This window comes from Rhizobium phaseoli, assembly GCF_010668805.1.
GTDB lineage: Bacteria > Pseudomonadota > Alphaproteobacteria > Rhizobiales > Rhizobiaceae > Rhizobium > Rhizobium phaseoli_A.
Genome location: NZ_WUFT01000013.1, coordinates 144678 through 171321, shown reverse-complemented (window position 1 = coordinate 171321; position 26644 = coordinate 144678). Strand labels below are relative to the sequence as shown.

Genomic DNA, 26644 nt, shown 5'->3' with positions numbered 1-26644 from the left:
TAGATCGTCAACTTAAACTGGCAATCATAAAAGTCTTTTGAGGGGGAGCCGATGTGCACCCGGTTCAGGCTTTTTGTACAGCCTCCATTTGAAGATGCTCGGTCCAAGCCCGAGATCGTGGAAGTTTCGTCTCCGTTGGGCAGCCTGACAGCTGGCCCGGCCGATGATCGCATGTTCGTTGTGGAGCCGGTCGGCAAGACCGGTCCTTACGGTTTAAACCGCGGGCCACTGGGAACGCCGTACATGTATCTGCCGCCCTGGACGGGGAAAATCCTCGCGCCCGCCACCCCCGACGCATACGGCAATTTCGACTATCTCCGACCTTCGATGGCTGGCTTCGAAGCCGCGCATGTTTTTGGATGCGTGCGTTTCACACTGGATGTCTGGGAGCGCTATCTCGGCCAGCCGCTCACCTGGCATTTTCGTGCTCATTATGACCGTCTGGAGATCTCGATCTTGCGGCGATGGGACAACGCACAGTACGGCTATGGTTTCCTCGAAGTCGGCAGCCAGTTCGAGAGCGACGGCCGCGTCCTTCCTTTCAGCCTGGATTTCGACGTCATCGCCCATGAGGTGGGGCACGCGATCATCTTCAGCGTGCTCGGCGTGCCGCGCTCGGGAGCCGAGTATCCCGAATATCTTGGCTTCCAGGAGGCCTTCTCCGACTGCGTGTCGCTGATCGCGGCCATGCATTTTCCATCCGTGATCGACAATGTTCTCGCAGAGACGCGCGGTAACCTCTACCGCGCAAACCGCCTGTCACGTTTTTCGGAATTTTCGCCGCATCGCCAGATACGCTCTGCAAACAACAAACGGACGATGGCCGAGTTCGCGCATGGCTGGAAGGACGAGCATGAGCTCTCGCAACCGCTGACCGGTGCGATATTCGACATCCTCGTCGACATCTTTCATGAGAGCCTCGTGGCGCGCGGCCTGATCTCCCATGCGGTTGAAGATCTGGCAGATATTGCCGAGTTCGATCCGGCTGCCGAGGCGCCGGTGCAACATGCTTTCGACCGCGCTTTCGCGCGGGACTCGGATGGATTTGTCGAAGCACTGCTCGACGCCCGCGATATCGTCGGGACGTATCTGGCGGAAACCTTGTGGGCTCTCGCTCCCGACTTTCTCGACTACGGCGACGTCGCGAGAACGATGCTTGCGATCGATCAGAACGAAAGTGGCGGTCAGTTCGCACGGATCATCAGTAGAAACTTCAGGCGACGGGCGATCGGTGAACTGCACGCCGGCCCGCACCTCAAAGGCGGCGAACATCACAGTCATGTCCACTCTGCGCGGACGTTGCTGCCGATAGATGAGCTGGAGCTTCCGAAGATGACCTTTCGCGAGAAAGTTCTGCTGTCGAGATCAATGAGCAGGCAATAAACCGGTAGATGGAGGGGGAAGTGGCAGACAATGAAACCTTACTCGGCGTATCAGCGGTATATCTGTTCGGACGCCCATTGAGTGATCTGATTCTTAGGGGCAGCGTTTACGGGCCTTTGGGTATACCTAAAGTAGGAAAGAATAATTTTCTGAGGCGTCAGCTTGGTGCGGACAATGCGGTGCTCGCGCGAATCTATGCATTCTCTTTCGAGGGCGCTTTCATGGAACTGGGTCGGCCAGCAATCTTTGTTGTCCATGGCGCCGGTGCCGATCCCGACGATCCCGCGCCGAGTGATCTCGGCTACGACAGATTGTCTCGGTCCCCTGGCTCGAGTGCCCGAACGGGCCTCGGCTCCCAAATTGGGGCTCTCGCCAAGGATATGAGGGTTTGGACCTATGACAAGGGCGATCTCTCGATGAGGCTTGATGCCGAAACGGGAACCTTTGAGCAAATCCTGATTTCGGCCGAGGGTTCGGCTGATCCCCGAGGAATGGCGAGCGGCGGATTGTCCAGATCGGGCGGCGCCTTGTCCCGCTCCGGTGGCGTGATGTCAAGATCGGGAGGATTCATACCTCGCAGACCGGGCGACAATGATTGATCTACGCACAGGATGGACAGGGAGGCAAACATGTCCGATTGCAGACCGGAAGTTGAAATTGACAGTTTCGACACGAGGAAGGTGCTTGCTCCGTTACTTGTTGATACGCCTTTCAGACTGATAGGCCGTGGCTTTAGTAAAGAAACGATCGAGGTATACGTATCTACCGACGAACACGGCGGCGATGAAGTCTTCAAAATTGCTATCACTGACTCTTCTACGAGTACCGATGAGGTATTGTCGGTGGTGGCTAAGCCTCCGATTAGCGCTCCGACCGGGACAGACTTGTGGGTTGCCATAAGATTGAACGGCAAGTTTCAAGATGCTCAACCGGGATTCAAGATCGTATAGCGAGAGATTGCTCAGGTTGCGGGCTGATGGTCAACGACTTACCAATCACCGCCACGGCGCTGCCACGGAAAGGCAGGGGCGACAAAATGTGAATCATCTCGGAGGGCGGTTTCCGAAACCGCTTTGCTCTGCCACGGTTTATATTTCATCTCGCCGGCTCCGGCTGCCATCAAGGGCATTCGGCGATATCTCCCCATAAGCGCCGATTGCGCTCCATCAAAACTTCGTCTGACCCCATCAGCCCATACGTCGTGCTACGAAAATCACAACGCCGGGCGATCTGAAACTTTAGGTCTGCGCGGTGGAATTTGAAATTCCGAGCACGCACATGGACCTCTCGAAGATCAAGACGCTGATCGACTTTGTCGGACGATCGAATATTACCGAGCTGACCGTGACGGAAAAGGACGTGACGGTTCGGATTTTCCGCACATCACTGGCAGCGGCCGCTGCTGGCGAGTCCTCGCGAAAGCCGGAATCGGCGACTGACCTCGTCGCCGAGGCGCGTTCAAGCGTCGAGAAAACTTCCCATGCAGTCAAGGCGCCCGTCTTCGGTGTTCTGCACCGGGCATCTGCGCCCGGCGAGCCGCCATTCGTCGCGATCGGCGATGCGGTGCAGGAGGGGCAGACCCTTTTCATCATCGAGGCGATGAAGGTCTTCAACACGATCGCTGCGCCGCGATCCGGGCGCATCACCCACCTGACCGATATCGACAATGGCGAGGTCGAGACCGGCGACCTGCTGGCGGAGATCGCCTGATGCGGGAAACGCTCGAACAATCCGCCGCTTCAAGCCGCCGTTTCGATACCGTCCTCATCGCCAATCGCGGCGAGATCGCCGCCCGGATCCAGCGCGCCTGCCGCGAGCTCGGCCTGAAGACGGTCGCCATCTGCTCCGAGGCGGACAGGGAAGCGTCCTACACCAAGGCCGCTGACAGTTCTGTCTGCATAGGCCCATCGACTGCGGCCAAGAGCTATCTCAATCAGGATGCCATTCTTCTCGCGGCACGCCTGACGGGTGCAGGCGCCATTCATCCCGGTTACGGTTTTCTGTCGGAAAACGCCGCATTCTCCGACGCGGTCGAAAAGGCCGGACTGGTCTTCATCGGCCCGACAGCGTCATCGATCGCGACCATGGGCGACAAGATCGCGGCAAAACGGGCGATGATGGCGGCCGGCGTTCCCTGCGTTCCCGGTCCCGATACCGCGCTGCCCGACGACCCGGCCTCGATCGAGCGGGTCGCGCTCGAGATCGGATATCCGGTCATCGTCAAGGCGTCAGGCGGCGGCGGCGGACGCGGCATGCGCGTCGTGCCAGAGGCCGACCAGTTGCATGAGGCGATCGCGCTGACGCGGGAAGAGGCGCGCAAGGCCTTCGGCTCACCCTCGCTCTACATGGAGAAATTCCTCCAGCATCCGCGCCACATCGAGATCCAGGTTCTTTGCGACGATCACGGCAATGCCGTGTGGCTGGGGCACCGGGATTGCTCGATGCAGCGCCGCCATCAGAAAGTGGTGGAGGAGGCGCCGGCTCCCGGGATCGCGCCCGATATCATTCAGCCGGTCGGCATGGCTTGTGTCCAGGCCTGCCGCCAGATCGGCTACCGTGGCGTCGGCACCTTCGAATTCCTCTATGAGGACGGTGCTTTCTATTTCATCGAGATGAACACCCGGCTTCAGGTCGAGCATCCCGTCACCGAGATGACGAGCGGGGTCGATATCGTCCAGGCGCAGATAAAGGCGGCCGAGGGTGACGTACTGGATATCACCCAGGGCGATGTGACCTGCGAAGGCCACTCTTTCGAATGCCGCATCAACGCCGAGGATGCCGACAATTTCCTGCCGTCTGCGGGTGTCGTCACCCATCTGGTTTTGCCTGAGGGGCCAGGCATCCGCGTCGATACGCATATTCATCCCGGCTACAAGGTCTCGCCCTATTACGACTCGTTGATCGCCAAGCTGATCGTCCACGCGCCGACACGGGCGAAAGCGATGGCAAGAATGTGCGAGGCGCTTGCCGGCACCGAGATCGAAGGTATCGCCACCAATATCCCCTTCCTGCGGGCGCTTTTCGAAGACCACGCATTCGCACGCGGTCAGACCGATATCCACTATCTAGAACAATGGCTGAAGCTGCGGAGGGCCGCAGCATGAGCGCCATCGATTTCAGCGATCCCGCAACCATCGCATTCCTCACCGACGCTCTGACGGCTGCCGGCGTGGAAGGTCTCGAAATCTCCCGGCCGGGCGGACAGCTTCGCATCGTCATTTCAGGGGAGGGTGGCGCCCGGATCGACCTACAAGAAGCCACACCCCGTGCTCCAGGCCCCGCACCTGTCATCGTGAAGGCGCCGATCGCAGGATATTTCTGCGCCGAACATCCGGCCGCCGCCGTCACGCCCCAAACTCTGCCGCGCTCCGTATCCGATACGGATATCCTCGGCTTCGTCAGGATAGGACATGTGCTGCTTCCCCTTCGCGCCGGCTATTCCGGTGTTTTGACCAGACGGCTCGCTGAGCCCGGCGCATTGGTCGGCTTCGGCGATCCTCTGTTCGAAATCGAGTTCCCCTCATGATCGCCACAACAACCCGACATGCATCGCAGCGCGAAATCGCTCCGGCCACCCAAAGCCGGGCGCGGGTGTCCTCGATCGGAGCCAGATCCTTCCTGCTTGAGGCGCCGGGCGAGTTCGATCTCATCGCGCAGCGGCGGATCTGGGCCCTGTCACAGGCGGTGAAGGGTTGGACGGACCTTGCCGAAGATATTCCCGGCATGACCAACCTGCTGGTGATCTTCAAGGAGACGCCCGAAGACCCCGATGCGGTGGTCGCCCGGCTGCTGGAGGCATGGGAGAATGCGCAGAGCATCGATCTCAACGGCAAGACCATCGAGATCCCCGTCACTTACGGCGGCGAACATGCGACGGATCTTCCGGCCCTTTGCGATCTCTCCGGCTTGAGCGACCGTGAGGTCGTCCGCATCCATCATGAAGCCAGCTACCGCGTCTTCGCCTTGGGCAGCGCGCCGGGTTTCGGCTATCTGCACGGCCTCGATCCGCGCATCTATATGCCGCGGAAGACCGTGCCGTCGCTGAAGATGCCGAAGGGCTGTGTGACCATTGGCGGCATGCAGACCGGCGTCGCCATGCTCACCGGTCCCAACGGCTGGAATTCCATCGGCTTCGCATCCCTGCAGATGTTCGACCCAAGCTCGCCGACCCCCGCCATGATGGCGCCGGGAGATACGGTGCGGTTTCTGCCGGCAAGGATCGAGCTATGATCGAGATCTTGGAAAGCGGCCCGTTCAACACAGTGCAGGATCTCGGGCGTTCCGGCTATCGCGACATCGGCGTCTCGTCGAGCGGCGCCATGGATCCGCTTGCGGTCAGGATCGGCAATATTCTCGTCGGCAATGACGAGAATGCTGCCGTGGTCGAGGTGCAGACCTTCCCGTTCAGCCTGCGTTTCGAGCGTCGCACCGTCTTTGCCGTGACCGGCGCCGACGACAGCCCTCATCTCGATGGATATGAACTCATTTCCTGGTGCGCCTATACCGCCGAGCCCGGACAGGTTCTCCAGCTGCAGCAGCCTCGGCGGCTTGCACGTTCCTATATTTCGCTTGGAGGCGGGCTGGATATTCCTGTTGTCATGGGGTCGCGAAGCACGTCGCTGCGCGGCGGCTTCGGCGGCAATGCCGGCCGGCCGCTGGCGAAGGGCGATCGGATCGCCGTCGGCGAGGACTTGCAGATCGCCATGCTGCCGACCACGGGCCTTGCCGTCGTCGAGCCGGCCGTGGCGCTGCGCGAGGTGTTCCCGGGACCCGTCGACGGCGCCGTGCCGATCCGCGCCCTGCCGGCCGGCGAGCATGATCTTTTCGCCGGAGACGGCGAAGCGTTCTGGAGCCAGACCTGGAGGATTTCTTCCCGCAGCGACCGGACGGGCTACCGCCTGTCCGGCGAGCCGATCACGCCGACCGCCTCCATCGAGATGCGCTCCCACGGCGTCGTGCCCGGCGTCGTCCAGGTTCCGCCCGGCGGCGAACCAATCGTGCAGATGAGCGATGCGAACACCGCCGGCGGATATCCGAAGATTGCCGGCGTGATCGAATGCGACCTCTGGCGGCTCGGGCAGGCCCGCATCGGCGCCCGCCTCAAATTCGTCCGGTCGACGCATGCGGAAGCGCGCGCGGTCGAACAGGCTGTCGCCCGTTATGTCGAGGATGTCAGGCAGACATCTCAGATGGTCAAGCGCGCCCTGAAGGCGATGACCTAAAGGAGGCGAAAGGAGGAACTGATGAAGATCGATCTGAATTCCGACATGGGCGAAGGATTTGGTCCCTACCGGCTGTGCGACGACGAAGCGATGATGAAAATCGTCTCGTCGGCCAATATCGCCTGCGGTTTCCACGGCGGCGACCCGGAGACGATGGGGCGCATGGTGCGGCTGGCGAAACTGAACGGCGTCGGCATCGGCGCCCATCCGGGCCTGCCAGACCGGCTGGGCTTCGGCCGGCGCGAAATACCCTTTCAGGCAGACGAGCTTCGCCAGCAGATGCTCTACCAGCTCGGCGCGCTGATGGCGATCGCCAGAGCCGAGCGCGTCACCGTCTCCCATATCAGCTTCCATGCGGCCATGGGCAATATGGTCAACCGCGATCCTCTGCTGGCCGACCTGATGATGGATGCGATCGCCACCGTCGACGCCAATCTCGTCGTCTTCGTCACATCAGGCAGCGAGATCGAGCAGGCGGCCAAGCGCGCGCGCCTGAAGACACTGGCGCTTTTCCTTGCGGACCGGGCCTATGACGCCGGCGGCAGGCTTGTCGCGCGCGGGCTGCCGGGCGCCGTCATCAAGGATGAAGCCTCGGTACGCGCCCGTGTGCGAAAATTCCTCCTCGACCAAAACGTCGAGACGATCGATGGGGCGGTAATCGCCATGCCGGCGCGCTCCATTCTCGTCCACAGCGACACGCCGGGCGCCCTTGAGCTGGCCGGCATCGTGCGAAGCGAAATCGAAGCCGCGGGCGCGACGCTCGCACCTGCCGCCGAACTCGCCGACTGACGCAATTCCGATTGCCTTCGGCGATCGACCACTTCAATCCCTCATCGAAGGACCCATGCCGATGTCCGTCATCGCAGACCGCCTGAAAAATGTCTCCATATCCGCATCCGCCGCCATGACACAGCGCGCCCGGGAATTGGCCGCCAAGGGAATCAAGGTCGTCAGCCTCTCGTCCGGCGAGCCGGATTTTCCCACCCCGGCCCACGCGATCGAGGCAGCCCACGCCGCGGCACTGGCCGGCGATACCAAATATCCGCCGATGGACGGTACGCCGGCGCTGAAGGCCGCCATCATCCGGAAGTTCAAGCGCGACAACAATCTCGACTACGATGCCAGCCAGATCGTTGTCTCCGGCGGCGGCAAGCAGGTGATCTTCAATGCCATGCTGGCGACCTGCAATCCGGGTGACGAGGTCGTCATCCCCACGCCCTCCTGGGTCAGCTACGCCGACATCGTCAAATTCGCCGGCGGCGTCCCGATCGCCGTACCCTGTCACGAACAGACCGGCTTCAAATTGCGTCCGGAGGATCTGGAAGCTGCGATCACGCCACGCACCAAATGGCTCTTCCTGAATTTCCCGAATAATCCGACCGGAGCAGCCTGCACCCGGGTGGAGATGGCTGCCATTGCCGAGGTCATGCTGCGCCATCCCGATGTCTGGATCATGACCGACGATATTTACGAGCACCTGGTGTATGACGACTTCCAGTTTTGCACGATCGCGAAGGTCGAGCCGAGATTGTACGATCGCGTCCTGACGATGAACGGCGTCTCCAAGGCTTACGCGATGACCGGCTGGCGGCTCGGCTTTTGCGCCGGGCCGAAAGATCTGATCTCCGCCATCAGCAACGTCAACGGCCAGAATGGCGGCGGCATCGCGACGCTGACGCAGGCGGCGGCAACCGCAGCGCTCGACGGGCCTCAGGACCTGCTGAAGGAACGTGCGGCGATCTACAAGGAAAGACGCGACTTCGTGCTCGCCAGATTGTCTGAGGTGGAAGGGCTGCGCTGCCATCGGCCCGAAGGCGCCTTCTACATCTATCCCAACATTTCAGGGCTGATCGGCAAGACCAGCAAGGGCGGGCGCAAGATCGAGAGCGACGTCGATTTCGTCATGGGGCTGGTGGAAGAACATCATGTCGCAACCGTGCAAGGTGCGGCTTACGGAATGAGCCCCTTCTTCCGCATTTCCTACGCGACGAGCATGGAAAAACTGGGCGAAGGCTGCGCGCGCATCGCTGAGTTCTGCAAGGATATGCGCTGAGCGGCAATTGCGTCTCAGGCTTTCAGCCGCGCCGTCAGCTCGAGAAGGATGTCGCGGACGGCAAGGGCCGGTTCCGACAGGGGATTCTGGTCGGAAACGCAAAGCGACAGGGTTTCTTCGATCCGCGGCGAGACGAGCCGGCAAATCAGCGGCTCGCTCGATTCAGAGACGATGCGGTCGGCAATCGCCTTCGGCATGATCGTCGCGCCGAGACCGCCGTCCACCGCGCGGGCAAGGGTACGGACGATTTCGACTTCCGCCACGACCTTCAAATTGGTGCGCGTGCGGGTAAAGGCGGTGTCGACCGCGCGGCGGACGAAATTATAGGCTGGCGGCAACAGCAGCGGTATTCCGTCGAGAGCGTTGACCGGAACGGGTTTCGCATCGGCTTCGATGGCAAAATCCCGGTGGGCGACCAGGAAAAACTCTTCGCTGAGGATCGGCTCGAACCGAACGCCCTTGATCGGTCCGGTTCCGTGGAGAAGCGCCATCTCCAGCCGGCCGTTCATGATCATCTGGCTATAGGTCTGTCCGACGCTTTCGGTCAGATGCAGCAGAATGCCGGGATGCCGTTTCCGGGTCTCCGCCAATAGATCGACGGAGACCGTCGCCGCGCTGCTGAACGGCACGAGGCCGACGGACACTCGGCCCGCAAGCGAATTGCCGGCGGCGGAAGCATCGGCCTGCGCCTGCTCCATCTGCCGAAGAATGATCTGCGCATGGCGATATACGGCGTGTCCCGCATCGGTCATGCTGACGCCCTGCTGGCTGCGGATCAGCAGCTTGTGGCCGAAATGCTCCTCCAGCGCCGCGAGCTGCTGGCTGAGAGCCGGCTGGGCGATATGCAAGAGATCCGCCGCTCGCGTGATGCTGCCGCTGTCGACGATCACGATGAAAGATTTGAGGCGTCTGATGTCCATGGGGATCGGGGTACCGTGCTGATCTGCGGATGGCATGTTTGCAGAGGCGCATTGCTTTTGCAACGCGACGCGGCCTGAAACGAGGCAGCGAGAGAATACCGGCATCGCCGCTTTCTGTTCTTCGGCAGACCGCACCGGCTCCATAACCGTTGCTTATTGCTCCAAAGATAATCGGTCTTAGGCAAGGGGTTGAAGCTTCGCTACTCTCTCTTTCAACAACAAGGGAACGACAATGCCATTCTCCGACTACAAGACCGCACTGGTGACCGGCGCATCCTCCGGTATCGGCGCAGCCGTGGTTGAACGGCTTCGCCGGGAGAACATCGAAGTCCATGCCGTTGCCCGCAGCGCCGACGCGCTGCAGCAGCTGGCAGAACGCACTGGCTGCGTCGCCCACGCCATCGATGTGACCGACCGGCCGGCGATCGCCGAACTCGCGCGTCGGGTGGAATTCGACATCCTCGTCAACAATGCCGGCGTCGACCGGCCGAAGAAATTCCTCGAAGCCGACGAGGGCGATATCGATCTCATCGTCGACGTCAATCTGCGGGCGGTATTGCACATCTGCCGGCTGGTCGTGCCGGGCATGGTGGCGCGGGACCGCGGCCACGTCATCAACATCTCGTCGATCGCCGGCGCCTATAACTTCGGTGGCAATTCCTCCTATCACGCCACCAAGGCAGGGGTGAGCATGCTGTCCAACCAGCTGCGCATCGACGCTTTCGGCAAGCGGGTGCGGGTCACGGAAATCTGCCCCGGCCGCGTCGCCACCGATATTTTCAATCACGTCCACGGCGATGATCCGAGCATCCGGGAACGGTTCATCGATGGTTTCGAACTGCCGCAGGCGGGCGATATCGCCGACGCGATCGCCTTCGCCATATCGGCCCCGGTCGCCGTCAACATCGGACATATGGAGATCACGCCAACGCTGCAGGTCATGGGCGGCCTGCAGACCGCAAGGCCGCAGCCGAAGACGGATCCATCCGGGGAGCCAACCCCGTGAGCGGTTTCGACCTTTCGGCAATCCTCGGAAATCCCGAATATGCCGCCATGCTGCTGCATGGCATCGAGATGACCTTCATCATCTTTGCCGGATCCTGGTCGCTGGCGATGGCGCTGGCAGTTCTGCTGCTCAGTTTGCGTCTGTCACCCTTTCGTATCGGCGATCCGTTGGTCGCTGCTTACGTATCCTACCACCGCAACGTGCCAACCCTGGTTCAGCTGATGCTGTGGTATTTCGGGATCTTCACTTTGATGCCGAGCGGGCTGGGAGAATGGCTTTCCGTCCACAATGCCGAGGCCATCTTCGCGGTGATCGGGCTCGGGCTCTGCCAGGCGGCCTATTTCAGCGAAGATCTTCGTTCGGGCGTGCGCTCGGTCGGTCCCGGCCAAATGGAGGCAGCCCGGGCGCTGGGCCACGGTTATGTCTCGGCGATGCGTTTCGTCATCATGCCGCAAGGCGTGCGCAACGCGCTGCCGCCGCTCATCAATCACAGCGTTTCCCTATTCAAGAACAGCAGCCTGGCCGTCATCATCGGGGCGTCGGAACTGACGCATGCGGTCAAGGAAATCGAGAACCTCAGCTTCCGGACCTTCGAGATCTACCTGATCGGCACCGTTCTCTACCTCTTCTTCTCGCTCGTGATCATGAGCATCGGCGCCTATCTGTCGATGCGCGCAGATCCTGCCAGGAGCGCGCGCGCATGATCCACGACATGATCGCCATCGTCAGAGATTATTGGCTGCTGCTCCTGATCGGCCAATATCCGAACGGACCGCTCGGCGGGCTCGCCAATACGCTGATCCTCTCGGCGCTCAGCATCACCCTCGCTTTTCCGGCCAGCATCCTCTTCGCCTTAGCGCGGCTTTCCAAGTCGCGGCTGCTGCGCTGGCCGGTCACGGCCCTCGTTTATTTCACCAGGGGCGTGCCGCTGCTGATGCTCATCCTGTGGAGCTATTTCCTGGTTCCGCTGCTGACCGGCGCCGACGTGCCGAGCTTCGTCACCATGCTGACGACACTCGTGATCTATCAGAGCGCATTCCTCAGCGAGGTCGTTCGTGCCGGCATCGTCGCGCTCGGACCAGGCCAAATGGATGCGGCGCGAGCGCTGGGCCACGGTTATCTGGGCGCGATGCGTTACATCATCCTGCCGCAGGCGCTCTACAACATGATCCCGAGCATCCTCTCGACCTTCGTCTCGACGATCAAGGACACGACGCTCGGCTATGTGATCAACGTGCCGGATCTGACTTTTGCGGCAAGCCAGGTCAACAATCAGCTGCTGACGCAACCTTTCCAGGTCTTCCTCATCCTGGCGATCGTCTACTTCGCCATCTGCTGGACGCTGACCTACTTCGCCAATCGCCTCGAGCGGCGCATCACGCGGCGGCGTGCGGGACTTCTCAACGTCTCCGCCGCCGTGGTCACGCCGTCGAAAATCGTATCGGAGCAGCTATGACCATGTCCGTTTCAACGCAGGAATCGCAGATGATCCGGCTTTCGCAGGTCTGCAAGAGCTATGGCGACTATCCGGTCCTGAAGGACATCGATGCTGAGGTCACGCGCGGCGAAGTGGTGGTCATCTGCGGACCGTCCGGTTCGGGAAAATCGACGCTGATCCGCACGATCAATCGCCTTGAGGAGATCAACAGCGGATCGATCACGCTCGACGGACAGAACATTCACGCCTCCATGCGGGCAAAGGCACTCAACGCGATGCGCAGCCGGATCGGCTTCGTATTCCAGAACTTCAACCTGTTTCCGCATCTCTCGGTCGCCGAAAACGTATCGATGTCGCCGATCCGGGTGAAGGGCGTCGCGGCCGATGTCGCGCACGAAAAGGCCCTTAAGCTGCTCGACCGGGTCGGTCTCGCCGACAAGGCCCGCGCCTACCCCGGCCAGCTGTCGGGCGGCCAGCAGCAGCGGGTGGCGATCGCCCGTGCTCTGGCCATGGAACCGCCGGTGATGCTGTTCGACGAACCGACCAGCGCGCTCGATCCCGAGATGGTCGGCGAGGTGCTCGCTGTCATGAAAAGCCTGGCCTCCGAAGGCATGACCATGCTGTGCGTCACCCATGAAATGGGTTTCGCGCGCGACGTCGCCGACCGGATCTGGTTCATCGATGCCGGCCAGATCATCGAAACGGCGAAACCTGAAGACTTCTTCAGCAATCCAACCCATCCCCGGGCTCAGCGTTTCCTCGCTGATCTCAGGCATTGAGACCAACCACCAAAAACAAAGGAGAACAGCAATGAACTGGAAATACCTAAGCCTCACCGTCGCATTCGCCGGCATGGCAGCCGCCTTGCCCGCGAAAGCCGATCAGCTCGACACGATCATGTCGGCAAAGACCCTGCGCTGCGCGACTTTCGCCGACGTTCCCCCCTTTGCTTCGCCGGATCCGAAGACCCGCGAAATGGCCGGTTTCGACGTCGATCTCTGCGGCGCCATCGCCAAGGAATTGGGCGTCAAGGCTGAAATCAAGCCGGTTTCGGTCGAAGCCCGTGTGCCCGAGGTCAAGCTCGGCCGCGTCGACATCACCGTTGCAAACCTCGCCTATACGGTGAGCCGCGCCGAGCAGATCCAGTTCAGCGATCCCTATTATCTCGCCAAGGAAATGCTGATCGTGCCGGCCGACGATGCCGGCAAGCAGAAGGCCGATTACGCCGGCCAGCGCCTCGCCTCGACCAAGGGCTCGACATCTGAGATGTCGATCAAGCTCAACAAATCCGATCCGCTGACCTTCCAGGACACCGCCTCGGCCTATCTCGCCGTTCAGCAGGGCAAGGCGCGCGGCATGGTGGCCAACACCATGACGACGACCAAGTTCGTCAATGAATCGAAGAGCAAGGGCAAGGAAATGCGGATGATCGAGGAGCCGATGCTCTATCAGCCGATCGGCATCGGCATGGCCAAGGATCAGCCGGCGCTGACCGCCAAGATCAACGAAATCCTCCACAAGCTCGACGAGTCCGGTGAAATCAACAAGATCTGGGACAAGTGGCTCGGCCCGAACACCGAGTACAAGATGACCCGCACCGACAAAGTCGTGCCGCTCGCGCAGCTGAAATTCGACCCGATCCCGTAGACCGACCGGTCTCGGAACCTCCCGAAGACATTCAACCGAGATAAGACGGCGGGATTTGCCCGCCGTCTACCAACGATGTGAGGCACCTATGATTCATATAAAAGACATCGCTGAACGGCCCAGCAAAGCCGACATCGAGGCCGTTTCGAAATTTTCGCCCGCGACCATCCACGAAGCCCAGGGGCGCCGCGGCGCACTTTCCTCCCGCCTCAAGCCCGTCGACTACCGCATGAAACTCTGCGGTCCGGCCTTTACGGTCAAATGCGCGCCGCGCGACAACATCATGCTGCAGCTCGCCATCAACTATGCAAAACCCGGCGATATCATCGTCGTCTCGGCGGGCGAATACGAGGAAGCCGGGTCCTTCGGCGATGTGCTTGCCAATGCCTGCCTGGCGAAGGGCATCGGCGGTCTCGTCACCGACACCGGCGTGCGCGACACGCTGCAGCTGCGGGAACTCGGTTTCCCGGTCTTCTCGCTCAGCGTCTGCATCAAGGGCACGGTGAAAGAAACCATTGCGGCGGTGAACGACCCGATCATCGTCGGCGGCGAAACCATCAATCCAGGCGACATCATCGTCGGCGATGCCGACGGCCTGGTGGTCGTGCGCAGGCAGGAAGCGCAGGAAGCAGCCAGACTCTCGCAGGCCCGCGAAGATGCCGAAGCCGGCTATATCGCCGCCTACAAGGCGGGGAAATCGGTTATCGAGGTCAGCAATCTGGCGCCGGTGCTGAAAGCCAAGGGCCTTGTCGTCGACATCTGAGACGATACACGGATGACCTTTTGCTAAGCCCGCGCCGCTTTTTCCGGTCGCGGGCTTTGCCGCCCGCGACCGCGGCATTTCAGATATTCTCGGGCGTCACGATTTCGAAGGTAATGGTGCGCTGAATCGTACCACCCGAAGCGCCCTGCGTGATCGTCTCGATCATCGTCTCGACCAGAGCCGTCGACGTCTGTTCCAGCGGATGACAGAGGGCCGCGGTAATCATCCCCTCTGACAGGCCCTTTCGCGTCTCCGGACCAATATCCCGGCAGACGAGGCGGATGCTTCGGCGCCGCTCCTGCGGCACTTCCCTCAGCGCCCGCAATACCCCCGAAATGCCGCCGCCGACGATCAGGATGCCGGTGAGGTCATCCGTCGTCGCCAGGAGTTCCTTGACCATCCGGTAGGCCTCGTTCGGCTCTTCGTGCGTGGGACGGCTGTCCTCGATGGTCAGATGCGGCGCATGTTCGCGCACATAGGAGCGGAAGCTTGCATCGGAGACGTCCTGACACTGGTAACGATGGTTGCCGATGAAGACGGCAATGCGCCCCGGCCCGTGGGTCATGTTCGAGATCAGCCATGCCGCCGTCCGTCCCATTTTCCAATTGTCGGCTCCGACATAAGCGGCCCGTTCCCGGGCGGATTGGTCGGTAATATAGGCGATGACCGGCTTACCCTTCTCGTGCAGCTCACGGATGGCCTGGGCGATCACCGGATGATCGGCGGCGACCACGGCGACGGCGTCGCAGTTTGCACCGAGCGCCTTGAGCCGGCCGGCTATATTCTCCGGGGTCAGGAGATCCACGAAATCGACCACCGGGTCGATGACTTCGTCGCGCCTGGCGCGGCATGCCTCGACGATTTTCTTGCCGAACAGCTGGTAGAGCTCACGGCTGGATTGCTGCAGCAGAAAGCCAAGCCGGTATTTCGGCACCGACTTGCGCAGCCGATCCTCGATGGCGCCGGCGCCGTAGAAGCCGATCCGCTCCGCGGCGGCCTGGACGCGCTGCACGGTCGTGCCTTTGACGGAGGCGGTGCCGGCCAGAATCCGATTGACGGTCGCAATGGAGACATCGGCCTCCTTGGCAAGATCGGAGATAGTCGGCCGCCGCATGATCATTCCCTCCATCGTCAGAGCATTCGTATCATTATGACTGATACTCCGTGATACTTTATGCATGTTTACTATGATTTCACATTTCGAGAATTTCAAGCGGTGATATGTTTCTCTTCACGGTCAGGCCAGGGAGGCGGGCCAAGGGAGGAAATTGAGATGACTAAATTTCGCCGCCTCGCGGCAACCGTATCGGCTGCCGCCATCGTGACCTGCACTGCCACGGCCGTTATGGCCGCCAACATCTTCGTTGTGGGCGGCAAGCCGGACGATCCGTTCTGGTCGATCGTCAAGCGTGGCGCCGAGGATGCCGGCAAGGTCGCAGAAGCCCAGGGCGGCAAGGTCGTCTGGCTCGGGCCTCAGAACTACGACAATCTTGGCGTCGATGCGGCCGAGCTGATCCGTCAGGCCATCGACCAGGGCGCCGATGCAATCGTCGGCCCAGACTGGGTGCCGGAGGCCATGGACCCTGCCTTCAAGGCGGTCGTCGACAAGAAAATTCCGCTGGTCATCTATAATGCCGGCGGCATCGAAGCTGCCGATCGCCTTGGTGCGATGAACTATGTCGGCTCCAACGACTATCTCTCCGGCAAGGCAGCGGGCACTTATTTTGCCAAACATGACCTGAAGAATGCTGTCTGCCTCAACACGCTGCCGGGTGCTGCAAACATCGAAGCGTTCTGCAAAGGCATGACAGATGGTGTGACCGAAGGTGGCGGCGCCGGTTCGTCGCTGCCGCTGCCGGCAACCTCATTCGGTTCGGCGACCGCCGTGGCGCAGGCCCTCAAAGCGCACCTTCTGCAGCATCCGGAGATCAAAGCGGTTTTCGCGATCGGCAACGTCGATACGAATTCGGCGGTCAACGGGGTGACTCAGGCCGGCAAGCAGGGACAGGTCAAGGTCTGCGGCATGAACATGGATGAAACCGTTCTGAACAACATCAAGAGCGGCAGCCAGCTTTGCGCGATCGACCAGCAGGGTTACCTGCAGGGCTACCTGGCCGTCTCCATCCTGAACGGCAACGTCAATTACGGCCTCACCGTGCCGACCCGGGAAATTCTCACCGGTCCCGGCGTCATCGACGCCTCGAACGTCGACGCCACCCTGGCTGGCGTGAAGGCCGGCGCCCGCTAAGGGATCGGCCGAACGTCGTGAAGCTGCCTGCCCCTCACGCGGGCAGCTTCCATTCTTTCAAAAAGCGCCGGCCGTCATCGGTCATGCGACTTTATTGGTGGTGTCAAATGAACGCGAGAAACGATGTCCTCGCCTCTTCGCTTCCTTCGGGCGGCCATGCCAAAGCGACCATCGGTCAGCTTTCCCGGCGCCCTGAAGCGGGATCGTTGCTGGGCTTGATTGCGGTGTTCGTCTTCTTCGCCCTGCTGGGCGGCAAGGTCTTCCTGTCGGCTGCGGGCTATGCAAGCTGGCTGAACGTCGCGGCCGAGATCGGCATCGTCGCACTGCCGATCGGGCTCCTGATGATCGCAGGCGAGATGGACCTCTCGATCGGCGCGGTGATCCCGGCATCATCCCTGACGGTAGCGATCATATCCGGCCATTACGGCCTGCCCGAAATCGTCGGGATTTCCGCCGGCCTGGGCGTCGGGCTCATCGTCGGCTTTTTCAACGGTTACCTCGTCAACCGCACCCGCGTCCCGTCCCTGATCGTCACCATCGGCTCGATGTTCGGCGTCATGGGGCTGACGCTGGGCTTCACCGTGCTGATCGCCGGCAGCACCGGCGTATCGCTGGTGCCAAGCCCAACCGTCAAAGCGATCCTCGGCGATTTTATCGGCGGCATGTTCCAGGTGACGATCTTCTGGTGGATCCTGTTTGCGGCGGCGTTCTTCTGCCTGCTGCACATCTCACCGGTCGGCAACTGGATCTTCGCTCTCGGCGGCGACAAGGTCTCGGCCCGCAACGCCGGCATTCCGACGGAAAAGCTGACCATCGCCCTCTACATGCTGTCCGGCTTTTCCGCCGCCTTCGTCGGCGTCAGCCAGGTGCTTGTCTATCAAAGCGCGCAGGTGCTCGGTGGGCAATCCTTCATCTTCAACTCGATCATGTGCGTGGTGATCGGCGGCGTGCTTCTGACCGGCGGCGCCGGATCGGTGGTGGGCATCGTCTTCGGCACGCTCACCTTCGCGATCGTCAATCAGGGCATCTATTTCACCGGCATAGACCCGAACCTCGGCAGCGTCATCATCGGCGCGCTCCTGCTGCTCGCCGTGATGATGAACGACAAGTTCCGGCTGATGGCGATGTCCTATGCCGCGAAAAAGAAGAAGTGAGGGCGGGAAGATGAACGGCTTTTCCATTGGACACTTTGTACGCCGCCCGGAATTCGGTGCCGTATTGAGCTTCATCGCGGTGATCGCCTTCTATGTCGCCTTCGGCGGAGTCAGCCTTGGTACGCTCTTCGGCGCCGCAAGCTGGGTCAATTTCGCCGCCAATCTCGGCATCGTCGCCCTGCCTGTCGGCCTGCTGATGATATCAGGCGAGCTCGATATCTCGATCGGCGCGATGATCCCAGCGGGCTCGATGACGATCGCCATCCTCTCGGGCTATTACGAGTTGCCGATCGTCATCGGCATGCTCGGCGTGCTCGCCATCGGCGTTCTCGTCGGGCTGATCAACGGCCTCCTGGCGGTGCGCACCAGCGTGCCCTCGCTGATCATCACACTCGGCACGCTGGTTGCGGTGCAGGGGCTCGTTCTTGCCGGATCCGTCATCCTGACCGGGGCCGCTTCGGTTCCGCTCAACGCCCCGGCCTGGGCCAAGATGGTGTTCGGCGACCTCATCCACGGCAAATTCCAGGTGATCATCCTGTGGTGGCTGGCGCTGACGGTGGTCTTTGGTTTCGTGCTGCACGCAACGCGCTATGGCAACTGGATCGCCGCGATGGGCGGAGACGAGGTCAGCGCCCGCAATGCCGGCATCCCGACCGATCGCCTGAGGATCGTGCTCTTCATTCTGTCGAGCACGGCCGCCTCTTTCGTCGGAATGTGCGGCGCCATCCTGTTCAATTCCGCACAGGTTTCGGGCGGCATGAACTACATCTTCAATACGGTCGTCTCGATCGTGGTGGGCGGCGTGCTGCTCACGGGCGGCTTCGGTTCGGTCGCCGGGATCTTTCTCGGCGCGCTGACCTTCGCCGTCGTCAGCCAGGGCATCTACTTCACCAACATCGACCGCAACTGGTCCAACCTGATTATCGGTGTGATGCTGATGGCCGCCGTTCTGATGAACAACACCTTCCGGCAGATGGCGTTGAGCTTCGTGCCGAAGAAAAAGAAGTGAGCGTCGATATGTCCGACAATATTCCGATCCTTGAACTTCAAAATGTCGACAAGAGCTTCGGCCCGATCGACGTGCTGCATGACATCTCGCTCAAGGTCCGTGCGGGCGAGGTGCTCTGCCTGCTCGGCGACAACGGCGCCGGCAAATCGACCCTGATCAAGACGCTTGCCGGGGTCCACAAACCGACGCGTGGCGCAATCCTGATGGATGGCAATCCGGTCGAATTCAGCGGACCGCGTGATGCGCAGGAAAAGGGCATCTCGGCGGTGCATCAATTCGGAGGCACCTTTCCGCTGATGTCGATCGGCCGCTCCTTCTTCGTCGGCGTCGAGCCGACCAAGGGCTGGGGTCCGTTCAAAGTCTATGACCGCAGGAAGGCCAACGAGATTGCCGTCAAGGCCGTGCAGGATTTCGGTATCACCCGGATCGACGATGGCGACCGTCTCGTCGGCGGGCTTTCCGGCGGCGAACGCCAGTCGCTTGCCATTGCCCGAGCCGTTCATTTCGGCGCGCGTGTGCTGATCCTTGACGAACCGACGGCCGCTCTCGGCGTCAAGCAGGCGGCGCACGTGCTGCGGATCGTCAACGAGGCGAAGCGTCGGGGTCTGGCGGTGATCTTCATCACCCACCAGGTCATGCATGCGATGGCGGTGGGTGACCACTTCGCCGTGCTCATCCGCGGGGCGATCGCCGCCGATTTCCGCCGGGGCGAGAAGACTCGCGAAGAGATTACCGACCTGATGGCCGGCGGGGAAACCATGGCGGATCTCGAAGCTCAGATCGATACTTACATTGCCAGCCATGAGAACCATTCGTCGCCGGCCGAGTAACCGCTGACGACACCCTAAACGACACAGCACAAAACACACATCGTCCGGCAGCGGCAGAACAGACCGCCGCCGGGGAAGGAAAAATATGTCTGGAATCCGGAGGTCAAAATGAAGATCGCAATCGACCCGTTCATGCATCGGCATCTCTCACTCGAGGCGTTGCCCAGGAAGGTCAAGGAACTCGGCTACGACTGGATCGAGCTCTCGCCGCGCGGAGATTTCCTCGAATGGTTCAAGGCGCCGCGCGTCTTTCCGGAGCGCATTAAAACGCTCAAGAAGGCGCTGAAAGAGGCCGATGTCGGCATCGCCTCGCTGCTGCCGATGTACCGGTGGGCCTCCAACGACGAGACCGAACGCCAGGCCGCCGTCAAACACTGGAAACGCGCCATCGAGATCGCCGTCGAGCTGGAAGTCAGCGTGATGAATTCCGAGTTCGGCCGCGGCCCGCATCCGGACAGGGGATCCTGCTATTGCTGCCACACCGGCTCGATGATCGAGGCCTGCGAAGATGCCTGGTGGCGCTCGATGGAGGCACTGGTGCCGATCCTTGAGCGCGAGGGCATTCAGCTCCATGTCGAACCCCATCCGGAAGACTGGTGCGAGACGCTGCAGCCGGCGCTCGACATCATCCGCACCGTCAATTCGAAGAGCGTCAAGTTCCTCTATTGCGCCCCGCACACCTTCTATTTCGGCGACGATACCAAGGCGATGCTGCGCGAGGCGAAAGACGTGCTGGCGCATGTCCATGTCGGCGACACGTTCAACCACAAGGCTTCGTCGGGCCTTCGTTATATCCTCAATCCGCCCGGCACCAACGCCCGGGTGCACCAGCACCTCAATATCGGTCAGGGCGAGGTTCCGTGGGACGACTTCTTCGGCACGCTCGCCGAGATCGGCTTCGACGGTATCATGACCACCTGCGTCTTCGCCTGGGAGGACAAGGCGGATCACAGCGGCACCTTCATGCGTGCCGAAATCCAGCGCTACATCGATAAGTATTGGGGGGCGAAATGACCCTTCAGGTTGGTGTCATCGGCACGGGGATGATCGGTCAGGATCATATCCGCCGCCTGACGAACGTCGTTTCCGGTGTCGAAATCGTCGGTGTCACCGATATCGACCAGGCTCGCGCCGCCGCTGCTGCCCCCGCGGGGGCGGAGGTCTTCGCCACCCCTTCGGCGCTGATCGCTTCAGAAAAAGTGCAGGCTGTGATCATCTGCTCCTGGGGGCCGGCCCATGAGGAGCAGCTGCTCGCCGCAATTGCCGCCAGCAAGCCGGTCTTCTGCGAAAAGCCGCTGGTGACCTCCGAGGCGGCCGCGCTTCGCGTCATGGAGGCAGAAGCCGCCTTCGGACGGCGGCTCGTGCAGGTGGGCTTCATGCGCCGTTTCGACGCCGATTATCGCCGCCTGAAGGCCGTTATCGAGGGCGGCAAACTTGGCGCGCCGCTCCTCTTTCATTCCGTGCATCGCAACGCCTCGGTTCCTGCGGGGCTCTATACCTCGGAGATGCCGCTGAACGACACGCTGGTGCATGATGCGGACATCTCCCGCTGGCTCCTTTCCGACGAAGTCACCGGGGTGGAGGTGCGTGTGCCGCGCCGATCCTCACGCGGCGGCGAGTTGCGCGATCCGGTTTTCGTTCTCCTGCACATGGCCTCGGGCGCGCTGGTTGACGTCGAGATCTCGGTAAACATCGCCTATGGCTATGACATCCGCGGCGAAATCAGCTGCGAGGCGGGTGTCGCTGCGCTTCCAAACCGCCCGGCGACCGTGATCTCGGATTCGAACGGCATTCGCCAGGCGATCCCCGAGGATTGGCGCGAGCGCTTCATCGAGGCCTACGACCAGGAATTCCGTGAATGGATCGTCGCCGCCTCTCAAGGAACGGCCGGCGGACCTTCCACCTGGGATGGATATGCGGCGACGCTGGTGGCCGATGCCGCTCTGCGAGCCGTCTCCAGCGGCGACCTCGAACCCGTCAACATGATACCGAAACCCAAACTTTACGCACCGCCGGCCGCCATGGCGGCGGAATGACACGGCAGGCCATTTCAGGAGCAATGATCAGATGATCAACGGAGAAAGATCCATCGAACGCCCCTTGCGCTGGGGCATGGTCGGCGGCGGCCGCACAGGGCAGGTGGGCTACAAGCACAGAACCGGCGCCCAGCGGGACGGCACCTACCGGCTCGTCTGTGGAGCCTTCGACCTCGACGCCGAGCGCGGGCGCGACTTCGGCAATAAGATCGGCGTCGCCGCCGACCGCTGCTATGGCGACTATAAGGAGCTGATCGCCAGGGAGGCCGGGCGCGAGGACGGCGTCGAGGTGGTCTCGATCGCCACGCCGAACTTCACCCATTACGAGATCACCAAGGCATGCCTGGAGGCCGGGCTGCACGTGATCTGCGAAAAGCCGCTGTTCTTCACCGTCGCCGAATGCGACGAGATTGCCAAGCTCGCCGAAGAAAAAGGCCTGATCGTCGGCGTCACCTATGGCTTCACCGGCCATCCGCTGGTTCATCAGATGGCGGCGATGGTCAAGAAGGGCATGCTCGGCGAGATCCGCATCGTCGACATGCAATATAGCCACGGCTTCAATTCGGGCGACGATGTCGGCGCCGGCGAGGCGGTGAAATGGCGCACCAATCCGAAGACCGCCGGCCCGACCTTCGTTCTCGGCGATATCGGCACCCACCTCTACTACCTCTCCGAAGTGGTGCTGCCACATCTGAAGATCGAAAAGCTGCTCTGCGACCGCAAGGCCTTCATTCCGACCCGCGCGCCGCTCGAAGATCATGCGACCGTTCTCATGCATTACGACAATGGCGCCCGCGGCCGTCTCTGGGTGTCCTCGGTCAATGCCGGGAATATGGGTTCGCAGCGCTATCGTTTCGTCGGCTCCAAGGCCTCGATCGAATGGTCTGATTCCCATCCCGACCAGTTGATCTACGAAGTGCAGGGCGAGCCGAACCGCACCCTCCACCACGGCATGCCCTATCTCGAACAGGAAAGCCTGGCGGCCGACCGCATGGGCGCGCTGCACACCGAAAGCCTCGGCGACAGCTGGGCGAACATCTATCTCTGGATCGCCCAGGCGATCGATGCAAAACGCCGCGGCGATGAAGCCTTCCTCAAGACCCATCATTATCCCGGCATCGAGGCCGGCACCGAAGGCGTGCGCTGGCTTGAGAATTGCGTCCGCTCGGCTGATGCGGGCGCCGCCTGGGTCGCATTCGAGTGATCGGTCTCGGGGCGCGCCGGATCTCCTCCATCCTCCTCCCGGGCGCGTTCCCCACCCCTCTTTTAGAAAGACAATGATATGAAACTTTCGATCTGCACTGACGTCATGGGCAACCTTTCTTTCACCGACATGCTCGACAAATGCGTCAAACTCGGCGTTGAAGGCATCGAGATGACCGGCGGCGGCTGGTCGCGTGCGCCGCATTTCCGAGCCGACGAGCTGCTGGAAGACAAGGGACTACTGAGAACCAAGCTCAAGGAAATCGAAGCCCGCGGCTTGGAGATCGCGGCACTGAATTGCTCGGCAAACCCGCTCGATCCGGGCGACATGGGCAAGCGTCACCGCAAGGAGATGGAGCAGACGATCCGTCTTGCCGGCGAGATCGGCGTCAAGACCATCGTGACGATGTCCGGCCTGCCGGAAGCCGCCCCCGGCGACAGCGTGCCCAACTGGCTCGTCTATACCAAGAGCTGGCCCGACGAGATGCCGGAACGCGACCGCTACCAGTGGGAAGACCGCGCCTTCCCGCTCTGGCACGATCTGGTCAAGCTCGCGCGGGAAGTCGGCGTCGAGAGATATGCGCTCGAAAACTTCTCGGCCATGCTGGTCTGGAACCCGGAAACCCTGTTCCGCCTGCGCAACGAGGTCGGCCCGTCCGTCGGTATGAACCTCGATCCCAGCCATCTGTTCTGGAAGGGCGCCGATCCGATTGCTTCGGCCCGGGCGCTGGGCAACGCCATCCATCATTGCCATGGCAAGGACACCCGCATCGAGCGGGGCCTTGCCGACGTCAATGGTCTGCTCGAACTCAAGGACGTCACCGACGTCGCCAACCGCAGCTGGAACTATGTCGCCGTCGGCGCCGGCCACGACCTGCAGTGGTGGAAGGAGTTCTTCTCGGTCGTCCGCATGGCCGGCTACAACGGCTGGGTCAGCCTCGAAATGGAGGATTTCACTATGTCCACGGACGCCGGGATCCAGTCCTCCATCGACGCGCTGCAGGCGACGATCAGCCGATGACAGGGCAGGGCGGGCGGCTTTCGCGCCGCCCTCCGCGTTTCAAATCAGCCTGGACACTATTATGGACACATGTTCTATAAAGCGGACAGGCCTGAACCGGAGCGCGCCATGCACCTTTCCATGTGGACTTACCCCTGGGATATCCAGGACCAGGGGCTCGACGCGATTGCTGCCGAGCTTCGCAACCGGGCCGGCCTCAACACGATCAGCATGGCGACCTCCTATCATGCCGGCCGCTTCTTCCAGCCGCGCAGCCCGCAGCAGAAGGCCTATTTCCCCGAGGACGGGACTGTCTACTTCAAGCCGGATGAAAGCCTATGGCAGGACAAGCTGATCCGGCCGCTGATGGCCGCAAATGTCACCGAGCGCGGCGACATGCTGGAAGCGCTGGTTCGGGGGCGGGAGGCGACGGGTCTCAAGGTTTCATGCTGGACGGTCTGCCTCCACAATAGCCGCCTCGGCATGCTGCATCCCGATCATGTGACGCGCAACGCCTTCGGCAATCCCAACTATTACAACCTTTGTCCCTCCAGCCCGGCGGCGCGCGCCTATGCCGTCACGCTTGTCCGCGACATCACGACGAACTACCGGCCCGACATGGTGGAGTTGGAAAGCCCTAATTTCATGGGCTTCGCGCATGAATATCATCACGAGAAAGACGGCGTCGGCCTTAACCCGGAAGACGATTTTCTGCTGTCGCTCTGCTTCTGCGACCATTGCACGGCGCGCGCCGCAAAGGCCGGCGTGCCGGTCGAAGGTGCGCGCCGATCGGTTGCGCGCTTCATTGCGGAGCTCTGCGAACGGGCCGTGCCGGAGCGGCAGTTCCCGGATTTCCCGGCAGCCGGTATCGATGCCTTCCGCGACCATCCGGATTTGCACCCCTATCTCGCCTGGCGCAGCGAACCGGTGACCAGCCTGATCGGCGAGATCAAGGCGGCAGCCGATCCGGCGACACGCATCGTGCTGATCGACCTGAAGGATGGTTGGCTCGGCGGCGTCGATCTCGCAGCCGTCGGCAGGCTCTGCGACGGGGCGATCCTCTGCTGCTACGACATGGAGCCGGATGCGATCGGCGATGTCATCCGCGCCGGCCGGGCAGCACTCGGATCGGAAAAATTCCTCGGCGTCGGCCTGCGCGTCTTCTATCCCGAGGTCGGTGAAGCCGCCGTGCTGGCGGCCGGCGCTAAGGCGGCCGTCGATGCCGGCGCTGACGGCGTCAACTTCTACAATTACGGCCTCATCCCGGCAAAGCGTCTCGACTGGGTCAAGGCGGCGGTCCGCGCGATCACCTAAGCTGCAATGGGTTCGCCGACCTGGATCAGGCAATCGCCAGCCTGGCTGTCGCAATGCAGACGCTGGGAAATGACGATGCCGCTCTCGGCAAAGCGCAGCTCTTCCTCCGGCTGCTCCAGCCCTTCCAGATTGTGATACCATCCGGCCAGATCGCCGGCAGAAACGGTGGCTCCAAGCGTGACGGCCGGCTCGAACCAGCCTCGGCGGTTGGCATAGATGCCCTGGCTGTGGCGGGAGAGCGAGAGCAGCTGCAATGGCCCCGGTTCGGCGAGGGTCGCTCGCGACAGAATCGGCTGTTCGACGATACCGAGCGTGAGGAGCAGCCGGTCGATCGCCGCCGCGGTGAAGGCCATCGTCGCAGGTGTCACGGTTCCGCCGCCGCCGAATTCGCCAGAAAGGCCGATGGTTCCTGCCCGTGCCGCAGCACCCATCGATGTCGGTGCGGTCGGTCCGTTGTCGGCGATGAAGGCATGCGATGCGCCTATCGCCCGCATCAGCGAGACGGATCGCTCGAAGCGGGCGGCATCGGCTTGGCGCTCGATCAGCGTGCAGGGCAGATGCGCCATCGACGTGCCGCCCGAATGCAGGTCGAGAATGACGTCATGGCGCGGAAATAGCTCGTGTTCGAGGAAATGCGCCAGACGCGCCGTCGGCGAGCCCATGGGATCGCCGGGAAAAGCCCGGTTAAGGTTGCCGCCGTCGAAGGGCGAGCAGCGCTTGGCCGCCATCACCGCCGGCAGGTTGGCCATCGGCAGGATGGTGACGGCACCGCGGATCTCAGTAACGTCAAGCAGGCGCATCAGCCGGGCGAGCTGCAGTTCACCCTCGTATTCGTCGCCATGATTGCCGGCCATCAGCAGCAAAGACGGCCCCTCACCATTACTGAGACGAAGGATCGGAATGCGGATCTGATAATAGGGCGAACGGTCGATCGAATAGGGAATGGCGAGATGGCCGGCCTGTCGGCCCTGGCGCGAAAAATCGATCGGATTGACGAGGCCGCTATGCATGATCTCTCCAGTGCGGGCGGTTGCCGCGCAGTTACAGCGCCGCGACCGCGGTCATCTCGACGCGCAGGTCCGGGTCGGCAAGGCGGGCTTCGGTGCAGGCGCGGGCCGGCGGGTTTTCGATGTCGATCCAGCTGTCGTAAACGCCGTTCATCGCCTCGAAATCGGTAATCGCCGGCAGGAAGACATTGACGGCGAGGAGACGCGAGCGATCGGTCCCGGCTTCCTTCAAAAGGGCGTCGATCTTGCCGAGCACGTCGCGGGTCTGCTCCTCAATGCCTGCCTTGCGATTTTCCGCGACCTGACCGGCAATATAGACGAGACCGCCATAGCTGACGGCTTGGCTCATGCGCGAACCCTTCTGGTAACGCTGGATCATGCAGGTTTCCTTTTCTTGCTCTTGGAGAGAAT

At 61.8% G+C, this 26644-nt stretch carries 29 protein-coding genes; 25 read left to right on the top strand and 4 right to left on the bottom strand.

Annotation, left to right across the window (positions count from 1 at the left end):
- The first annotated feature begins 51 nt into the window (after nucleotides 1-51).
- The 10 genes from GR197_RS21045 to GR197_RS21000 all read left to right on the top strand — a co-directional run bounded on the left by GR197_RS21045 (nucleotide 52) and on the right by GR197_RS21000 (nucleotide 8658).
- Nucleotides 52-1383: a hypothetical protein gene (locus tag GR197_RS21045; protein WP_164013036.1), complete on the top strand. Its 1332-nt coding sequence runs from the start codon at nucleotides 52-54 to the stop codon at nucleotides 1381-1383.
- 8 nt (nucleotides 1384-1391) lie between these two features.
- Entirely contained in the window at nucleotides 1392-1982 is a 591-nt protein-coding gene (locus GR197_RS21040) for a hypothetical protein (protein ID WP_164013034.1), read from the top strand.
- A 30-nt stretch (nucleotides 1983-2012) separates the two neighbouring features.
- On the top strand, nucleotides 2013-2333 hold the full coding sequence (locus GR197_RS21035) for a hypothetical protein (RefSeq protein WP_164013032.1): 321 nt from the start codon (nucleotides 2013-2015) through the stop codon (nucleotides 2331-2333).
- Between the two features lie 328 nt (nucleotides 2334-2661).
- On the top strand, nucleotides 2662-3093 hold the full coding sequence (locus GR197_RS21030) for an acetyl-CoA carboxylase biotin carboxyl carrier protein (RefSeq protein WP_164013030.1): 432 nt from the start codon (nucleotides 2662-2664) through the stop codon (nucleotides 3091-3093).
- Nucleotides 3093-4487: an acetyl-CoA carboxylase biotin carboxylase subunit gene (gene accC, locus GR197_RS21025; RefSeq protein WP_164013028.1), complete on the top strand. Its 1395-nt coding sequence runs from the start codon at nucleotides 3093-3095 to the stop codon at nucleotides 4485-4487. The genes GR197_RS21030 and accC overlap by 1 nt, the downstream gene beginning before the upstream one ends.
- Nucleotides 4484-4909 (top strand): acetyl-CoA carboxylase, encoded by a 426-nt coding sequence (locus tag GR197_RS21020; protein ID WP_164013026.1) that lies wholly within the window; start codon nucleotides 4484-4486, stop codon nucleotides 4907-4909. Before accC ends, GR197_RS21020 begins: the two co-directional genes overlap by 4 nt.
- Nucleotides 4906-5613, top strand: a complete 708-nt coding sequence (pxpB, locus tag GR197_RS21015; protein WP_164013024.1) for a 5-oxoprolinase subunit PxpB — start codon at nucleotides 4906-4908, stop codon at nucleotides 5611-5613. The genes GR197_RS21020 and pxpB overlap by 4 nt, the downstream gene beginning before the upstream one ends.
- Nucleotides 5610-6605 carry a biotin-dependent carboxyltransferase family protein gene (locus GR197_RS21010; protein WP_164013014.1) on the top strand — a complete coding sequence of 332 codons (996 nt, stop codon included), beginning with the start codon at nucleotides 5610-5612 and terminating at the stop codon, nucleotides 6603-6605. Before pxpB ends, GR197_RS21010 begins: the two co-directional genes overlap by 4 nt.
- A 21-nt stretch (nucleotides 6606-6626) precedes the next feature.
- Nucleotides 6627-7394, top strand: a complete 768-nt coding sequence (locus GR197_RS21005) for a 5-oxoprolinase subunit PxpA (protein WP_164013012.1) — start codon at nucleotides 6627-6629, stop codon at nucleotides 7392-7394.
- Nucleotides 7395-7455: 61 nt separating this feature from the next.
- Nucleotides 7456-8658, top strand: a complete 1203-nt coding sequence (locus GR197_RS21000; RefSeq protein ID WP_164013010.1) for a pyridoxal phosphate-dependent aminotransferase — start codon at nucleotides 7456-7458, stop codon at nucleotides 8656-8658.
- A 14-nt stretch (nucleotides 8659-8672) separates the two neighbouring features.
- Here GR197_RS21000 and nac read toward each other — a convergent pair whose 3' ends face one another.
- Nucleotides 8673-9578 (bottom strand): nitrogen assimilation transcriptional regulator NAC, encoded by a 906-nt coding sequence (nac, locus tag GR197_RS20995; RefSeq protein ID WP_164013008.1) that lies wholly within the window; start codon nucleotides 9576-9578, stop codon nucleotides 8673-8675.
- A gap of 232 nt (nucleotides 9579-9810) precedes the next feature.
- On the opposite strand from nac, the gene GR197_RS20990 reads away from it, so the two are divergent.
- From GR197_RS20990 to GR197_RS20965, 6 genes are all read left to right on the top strand, one after another.
- Nucleotides 9811-10584 (top strand): SDR family oxidoreductase, encoded by a 774-nt coding sequence (locus GR197_RS20990; RefSeq protein WP_164013006.1) that lies wholly within the window; start codon nucleotides 9811-9813, stop codon nucleotides 10582-10584.
- Nucleotides 10581-11288 (top strand): ABC transporter permease subunit, encoded by a 708-nt coding sequence (locus tag GR197_RS20985; protein WP_164013004.1) that lies wholly within the window; start codon nucleotides 10581-10583, stop codon nucleotides 11286-11288. The genes GR197_RS20990 and GR197_RS20985 overlap by 4 nt, the downstream gene beginning before the upstream one ends.
- A complete protein-coding gene (locus tag GR197_RS20980) occupies nucleotides 11285-12040 on the top strand; it encodes an amino acid ABC transporter permease (protein ID WP_164013002.1) in 756 nt (251 codons plus the stop codon). Before GR197_RS20985 ends, GR197_RS20980 begins: the two co-directional genes overlap by 4 nt.
- The gene (locus tag GR197_RS20975; protein ID WP_164013000.1) at nucleotides 12037-12801 is read left to right on the top strand and encodes an amino acid ABC transporter ATP-binding protein; all 765 of its coding nucleotides are present in this window, start codon (nucleotides 12037-12039) and stop codon (nucleotides 12799-12801) included. Before GR197_RS20980 ends, GR197_RS20975 begins: the two co-directional genes overlap by 4 nt.
- Nucleotides 12802-12832: 31 nt before the next feature.
- On the top strand, nucleotides 12833-13669 hold the full coding sequence (locus GR197_RS20970) for an ABC transporter substrate-binding protein (RefSeq protein WP_164012998.1): 837 nt from the start codon (nucleotides 12833-12835) through the stop codon (nucleotides 13667-13669).
- A gap of 88 nt (nucleotides 13670-13757) precedes the next feature.
- On the top strand, nucleotides 13758-14432 hold the full coding sequence (locus GR197_RS20965) for a 4-carboxy-4-hydroxy-2-oxoadipate aldolase/oxaloacetate decarboxylase (RefSeq protein ID WP_004670866.1): 675 nt from the start codon (nucleotides 13758-13760) through the stop codon (nucleotides 14430-14432).
- A gap of 79 nt (nucleotides 14433-14511) precedes the next feature.
- Here GR197_RS20965 and GR197_RS20960 read toward each other — a convergent pair whose 3' ends face one another.
- Nucleotides 14512-15546, bottom strand: a complete 1035-nt coding sequence (locus GR197_RS20960) for a LacI family DNA-binding transcriptional regulator (RefSeq protein WP_016737005.1) — start codon at nucleotides 15544-15546, stop codon at nucleotides 14512-14514.
- Nucleotides 15547-15705: 159 nt separating this feature from the next.
- On the opposite strand from GR197_RS20960, the gene GR197_RS20955 reads away from it, so the two are divergent.
- From GR197_RS20955 to GR197_RS20915, 9 genes are all read left to right on the top strand, one after another.
- Nucleotides 15706-16680: a sugar ABC transporter substrate-binding protein gene (locus tag GR197_RS20955; RefSeq protein ID WP_164012995.1), complete on the top strand. Its 975-nt coding sequence runs from the start codon at nucleotides 15706-15708 to the stop codon at nucleotides 16678-16680.
- Nucleotides 16681-16787: 107 nt separating this feature from the next.
- On the top strand, nucleotides 16788-17834 hold the full coding sequence (locus GR197_RS20950; RefSeq protein ID WP_164012994.1) for an ABC transporter permease: 1047 nt from the start codon (nucleotides 16788-16790) through the stop codon (nucleotides 17832-17834).
- Nucleotides 17835-17844: 10 nt separating this feature from the next.
- Nucleotides 17845-18843 (top strand): ABC transporter permease, encoded by a 999-nt coding sequence (locus GR197_RS20945; protein ID WP_164012992.1) that lies wholly within the window; start codon nucleotides 17845-17847, stop codon nucleotides 18841-18843.
- A gap of 8 nt (nucleotides 18844-18851) precedes the next feature.
- Nucleotides 18852-19673: an ATP-binding cassette domain-containing protein gene (locus GR197_RS20940; RefSeq protein WP_164013071.1), complete on the top strand. Its 822-nt coding sequence runs from the start codon at nucleotides 18852-18854 to the stop codon at nucleotides 19671-19673.
- A 108-nt stretch (nucleotides 19674-19781) separates the two neighbouring features.
- Nucleotides 19782-20687, top strand: coding sequence for a sugar phosphate isomerase/epimerase family protein (locus GR197_RS20935; protein ID WP_164012990.1), 906 nt, complete (start codon nucleotides 19782-19784; stop codon nucleotides 20685-20687).
- Nucleotides 20684-21709 carry a Gfo/Idh/MocA family oxidoreductase gene (locus GR197_RS20930; protein ID WP_164012988.1) on the top strand — a complete coding sequence of 342 codons (1026 nt, stop codon included), beginning with the start codon at nucleotides 20684-20686 and terminating at the stop codon, nucleotides 21707-21709. The genes GR197_RS20935 and GR197_RS20930 overlap by 4 nt, the downstream gene beginning before the upstream one ends.
- 31 nt (nucleotides 21710-21740) lie before the next feature.
- Nucleotides 21741-22913: a Gfo/Idh/MocA family protein gene (locus tag GR197_RS20925; RefSeq protein WP_164012986.1), complete on the top strand. Its 1173-nt coding sequence runs from the start codon at nucleotides 21741-21743 to the stop codon at nucleotides 22911-22913.
- Between the two features lie 78 nt (nucleotides 22914-22991).
- Nucleotides 22992-23933 carry a sugar phosphate isomerase/epimerase family protein gene (locus GR197_RS20920; protein ID WP_164012984.1) on the top strand — a complete coding sequence of 314 codons (942 nt, stop codon included), beginning with the start codon at nucleotides 22992-22994 and terminating at the stop codon, nucleotides 23931-23933.
- Nucleotides 23934-24041: 108 nt separating this feature from the next.
- The gene (locus GR197_RS20915) at nucleotides 24042-25226 is read left to right on the top strand and encodes a hypothetical protein (protein WP_164012982.1); all 1185 of its coding nucleotides are present in this window, start codon (nucleotides 24042-24044) and stop codon (nucleotides 25224-25226) included.
- Here the strand turns inward: GR197_RS20915 and GR197_RS20910 are convergent.
- Together GR197_RS20910 and GR197_RS20905 are read right to left on the bottom strand one after the other, a co-directional pair.
- The gene (locus tag GR197_RS20910; RefSeq protein WP_164012980.1) at nucleotides 25223-26236 is read right to left on the bottom strand and encodes a succinylglutamate desuccinylase/aspartoacylase family protein; all 1014 of its coding nucleotides are present in this window, start codon (nucleotides 26234-26236) and stop codon (nucleotides 25223-25225) included. The two genes, GR197_RS20915 and GR197_RS20910, sit on opposite strands and share 4 nt — an antisense overlap.
- 31 nt (nucleotides 26237-26267) lie before the next feature.
- Complete coding sequence (locus tag GR197_RS20905) at nucleotides 26268-26612, bottom strand: RidA family protein (protein ID WP_016737016.1); 345 nt, start codon at nucleotides 26610-26612, stop codon at nucleotides 26268-26270.
- Between the last annotated feature and the right edge of the window lie 32 nt (nucleotides 26613-26644).

Bases quoted from the DNA above. Each gene is read 5' to 3' on its own strand.
- GR197_RS21045 (WP_164013036.1), top strand. From the start codon at position 52: ATGTGCACCCGGTTCAGGCTTTTTGTACAGCCTCCATTTGAAGATGCT.
- GR197_RS21040 (WP_164013034.1), top strand. From the start codon at position 1,392: ATGGAGGGGGAAGTGGCAGACAATGAAACCTTACTCGGCGTATCAGCG.
- GR197_RS21035 (WP_164013032.1), top strand. From the start codon at position 2,013: ATGTCCGATTGCAGACCGGAAGTTGAAATTGACAGTTTCGACACGAGG.
- GR197_RS21030 (WP_164013030.1), top strand. From the start codon at position 2,662: ATGGACCTCTCGAAGATCAAGACGCTGATCGACTTTGTCGGACGATCG.
- accC (WP_164013028.1), top strand. From the start codon at position 3,093: ATGCGGGAAACGCTCGAACAATCCGCCGCTTCAAGCCGCCGTTTCGAT.
- GR197_RS21020 (WP_164013026.1), top strand. From the start codon at position 4,484: ATGAGCGCCATCGATTTCAGCGATCCCGCAACCATCGCATTCCTCACC.
- pxpB (WP_164013024.1), top strand. From the start codon at position 4,906: ATGATCGCCACAACAACCCGACATGCATCGCAGCGCGAAATCGCTCCG.
- GR197_RS21010 (WP_164013014.1), top strand. From the start codon at position 5,610: ATGATCGAGATCTTGGAAAGCGGCCCGTTCAACACAGTGCAGGATCTC.
- GR197_RS21005 (WP_164013012.1), top strand. From the start codon at position 6,627: ATGAAGATCGATCTGAATTCCGACATGGGCGAAGGATTTGGTCCCTAC.
- GR197_RS21000 (WP_164013010.1), top strand. From the start codon at position 7,456: ATGTCCGTCATCGCAGACCGCCTGAAAAATGTCTCCATATCCGCATCC.
- nac (WP_164013008.1), bottom strand. From the start codon at position 9,578: ATGGACATCAGACGCCTCAAATCTTTCATCGTGATCGTCGACAGCGGC.
- GR197_RS20990 (WP_164013006.1), top strand. From the start codon at position 9,811: ATGCCATTCTCCGACTACAAGACCGCACTGGTGACCGGCGCATCCTCC.
- GR197_RS20980 (WP_164013002.1), top strand. From the start codon at position 11,285: ATGATCCACGACATGATCGCCATCGTCAGAGATTATTGGCTGCTGCTC.
- GR197_RS20975 (WP_164013000.1), top strand. From the start codon at position 12,037: ATGACCATGTCCGTTTCAACGCAGGAATCGCAGATGATCCGGCTTTCG.
- GR197_RS20970 (WP_164012998.1), top strand. From the start codon at position 12,833: ATGAACTGGAAATACCTAAGCCTCACCGTCGCATTCGCCGGCATGGCA.
- GR197_RS20965 (WP_004670866.1), top strand. From the start codon at position 13,758: ATGATTCATATAAAAGACATCGCTGAACGGCCCAGCAAAGCCGACATC.
- GR197_RS20960 (WP_016737005.1), bottom strand. From the start codon at position 15,546: ATGCGGCGGCCGACTATCTCCGATCTTGCCAAGGAGGCCGATGTCTCC.
- GR197_RS20955 (WP_164012995.1), top strand. From the start codon at position 15,706: ATGACTAAATTTCGCCGCCTCGCGGCAACCGTATCGGCTGCCGCCATC.
- GR197_RS20950 (WP_164012994.1), top strand. From the start codon at position 16,788: ATGAACGCGAGAAACGATGTCCTCGCCTCTTCGCTTCCTTCGGGCGGC.
- GR197_RS20945 (WP_164012992.1), top strand. From the start codon at position 17,845: ATGAACGGCTTTTCCATTGGACACTTTGTACGCCGCCCGGAATTCGGT.
- GR197_RS20940 (WP_164013071.1), top strand. From the start codon at position 18,852: ATGTCCGACAATATTCCGATCCTTGAACTTCAAAATGTCGACAAGAGC.
- GR197_RS20935 (WP_164012990.1), top strand. From the start codon at position 19,782: ATGAAGATCGCAATCGACCCGTTCATGCATCGGCATCTCTCACTCGAG.
- GR197_RS20930 (WP_164012988.1), top strand. From the start codon at position 20,684: ATGACCCTTCAGGTTGGTGTCATCGGCACGGGGATGATCGGTCAGGAT.
- GR197_RS20925 (WP_164012986.1), top strand. From the start codon at position 21,741: ATGATCAACGGAGAAAGATCCATCGAACGCCCCTTGCGCTGGGGCATG.
- GR197_RS20920 (WP_164012984.1), top strand. From the start codon at position 22,992: ATGAAACTTTCGATCTGCACTGACGTCATGGGCAACCTTTCTTTCACC.
- GR197_RS20915 (WP_164012982.1), top strand. From the start codon at position 24,042: ATGCACCTTTCCATGTGGACTTACCCCTGGGATATCCAGGACCAGGGG.
- GR197_RS20910 (WP_164012980.1), bottom strand. From the start codon at position 26,236: ATGCATAGCGGCCTCGTCAATCCGATCGATTTTTCGCGCCAGGGCCGA.
- GR197_RS20905 (WP_016737016.1), bottom strand. From the start codon at position 26,612: ATGATCCAGCGTTACCAGAAGGGTTCGCGCATGAGCCAAGCCGTCAGC.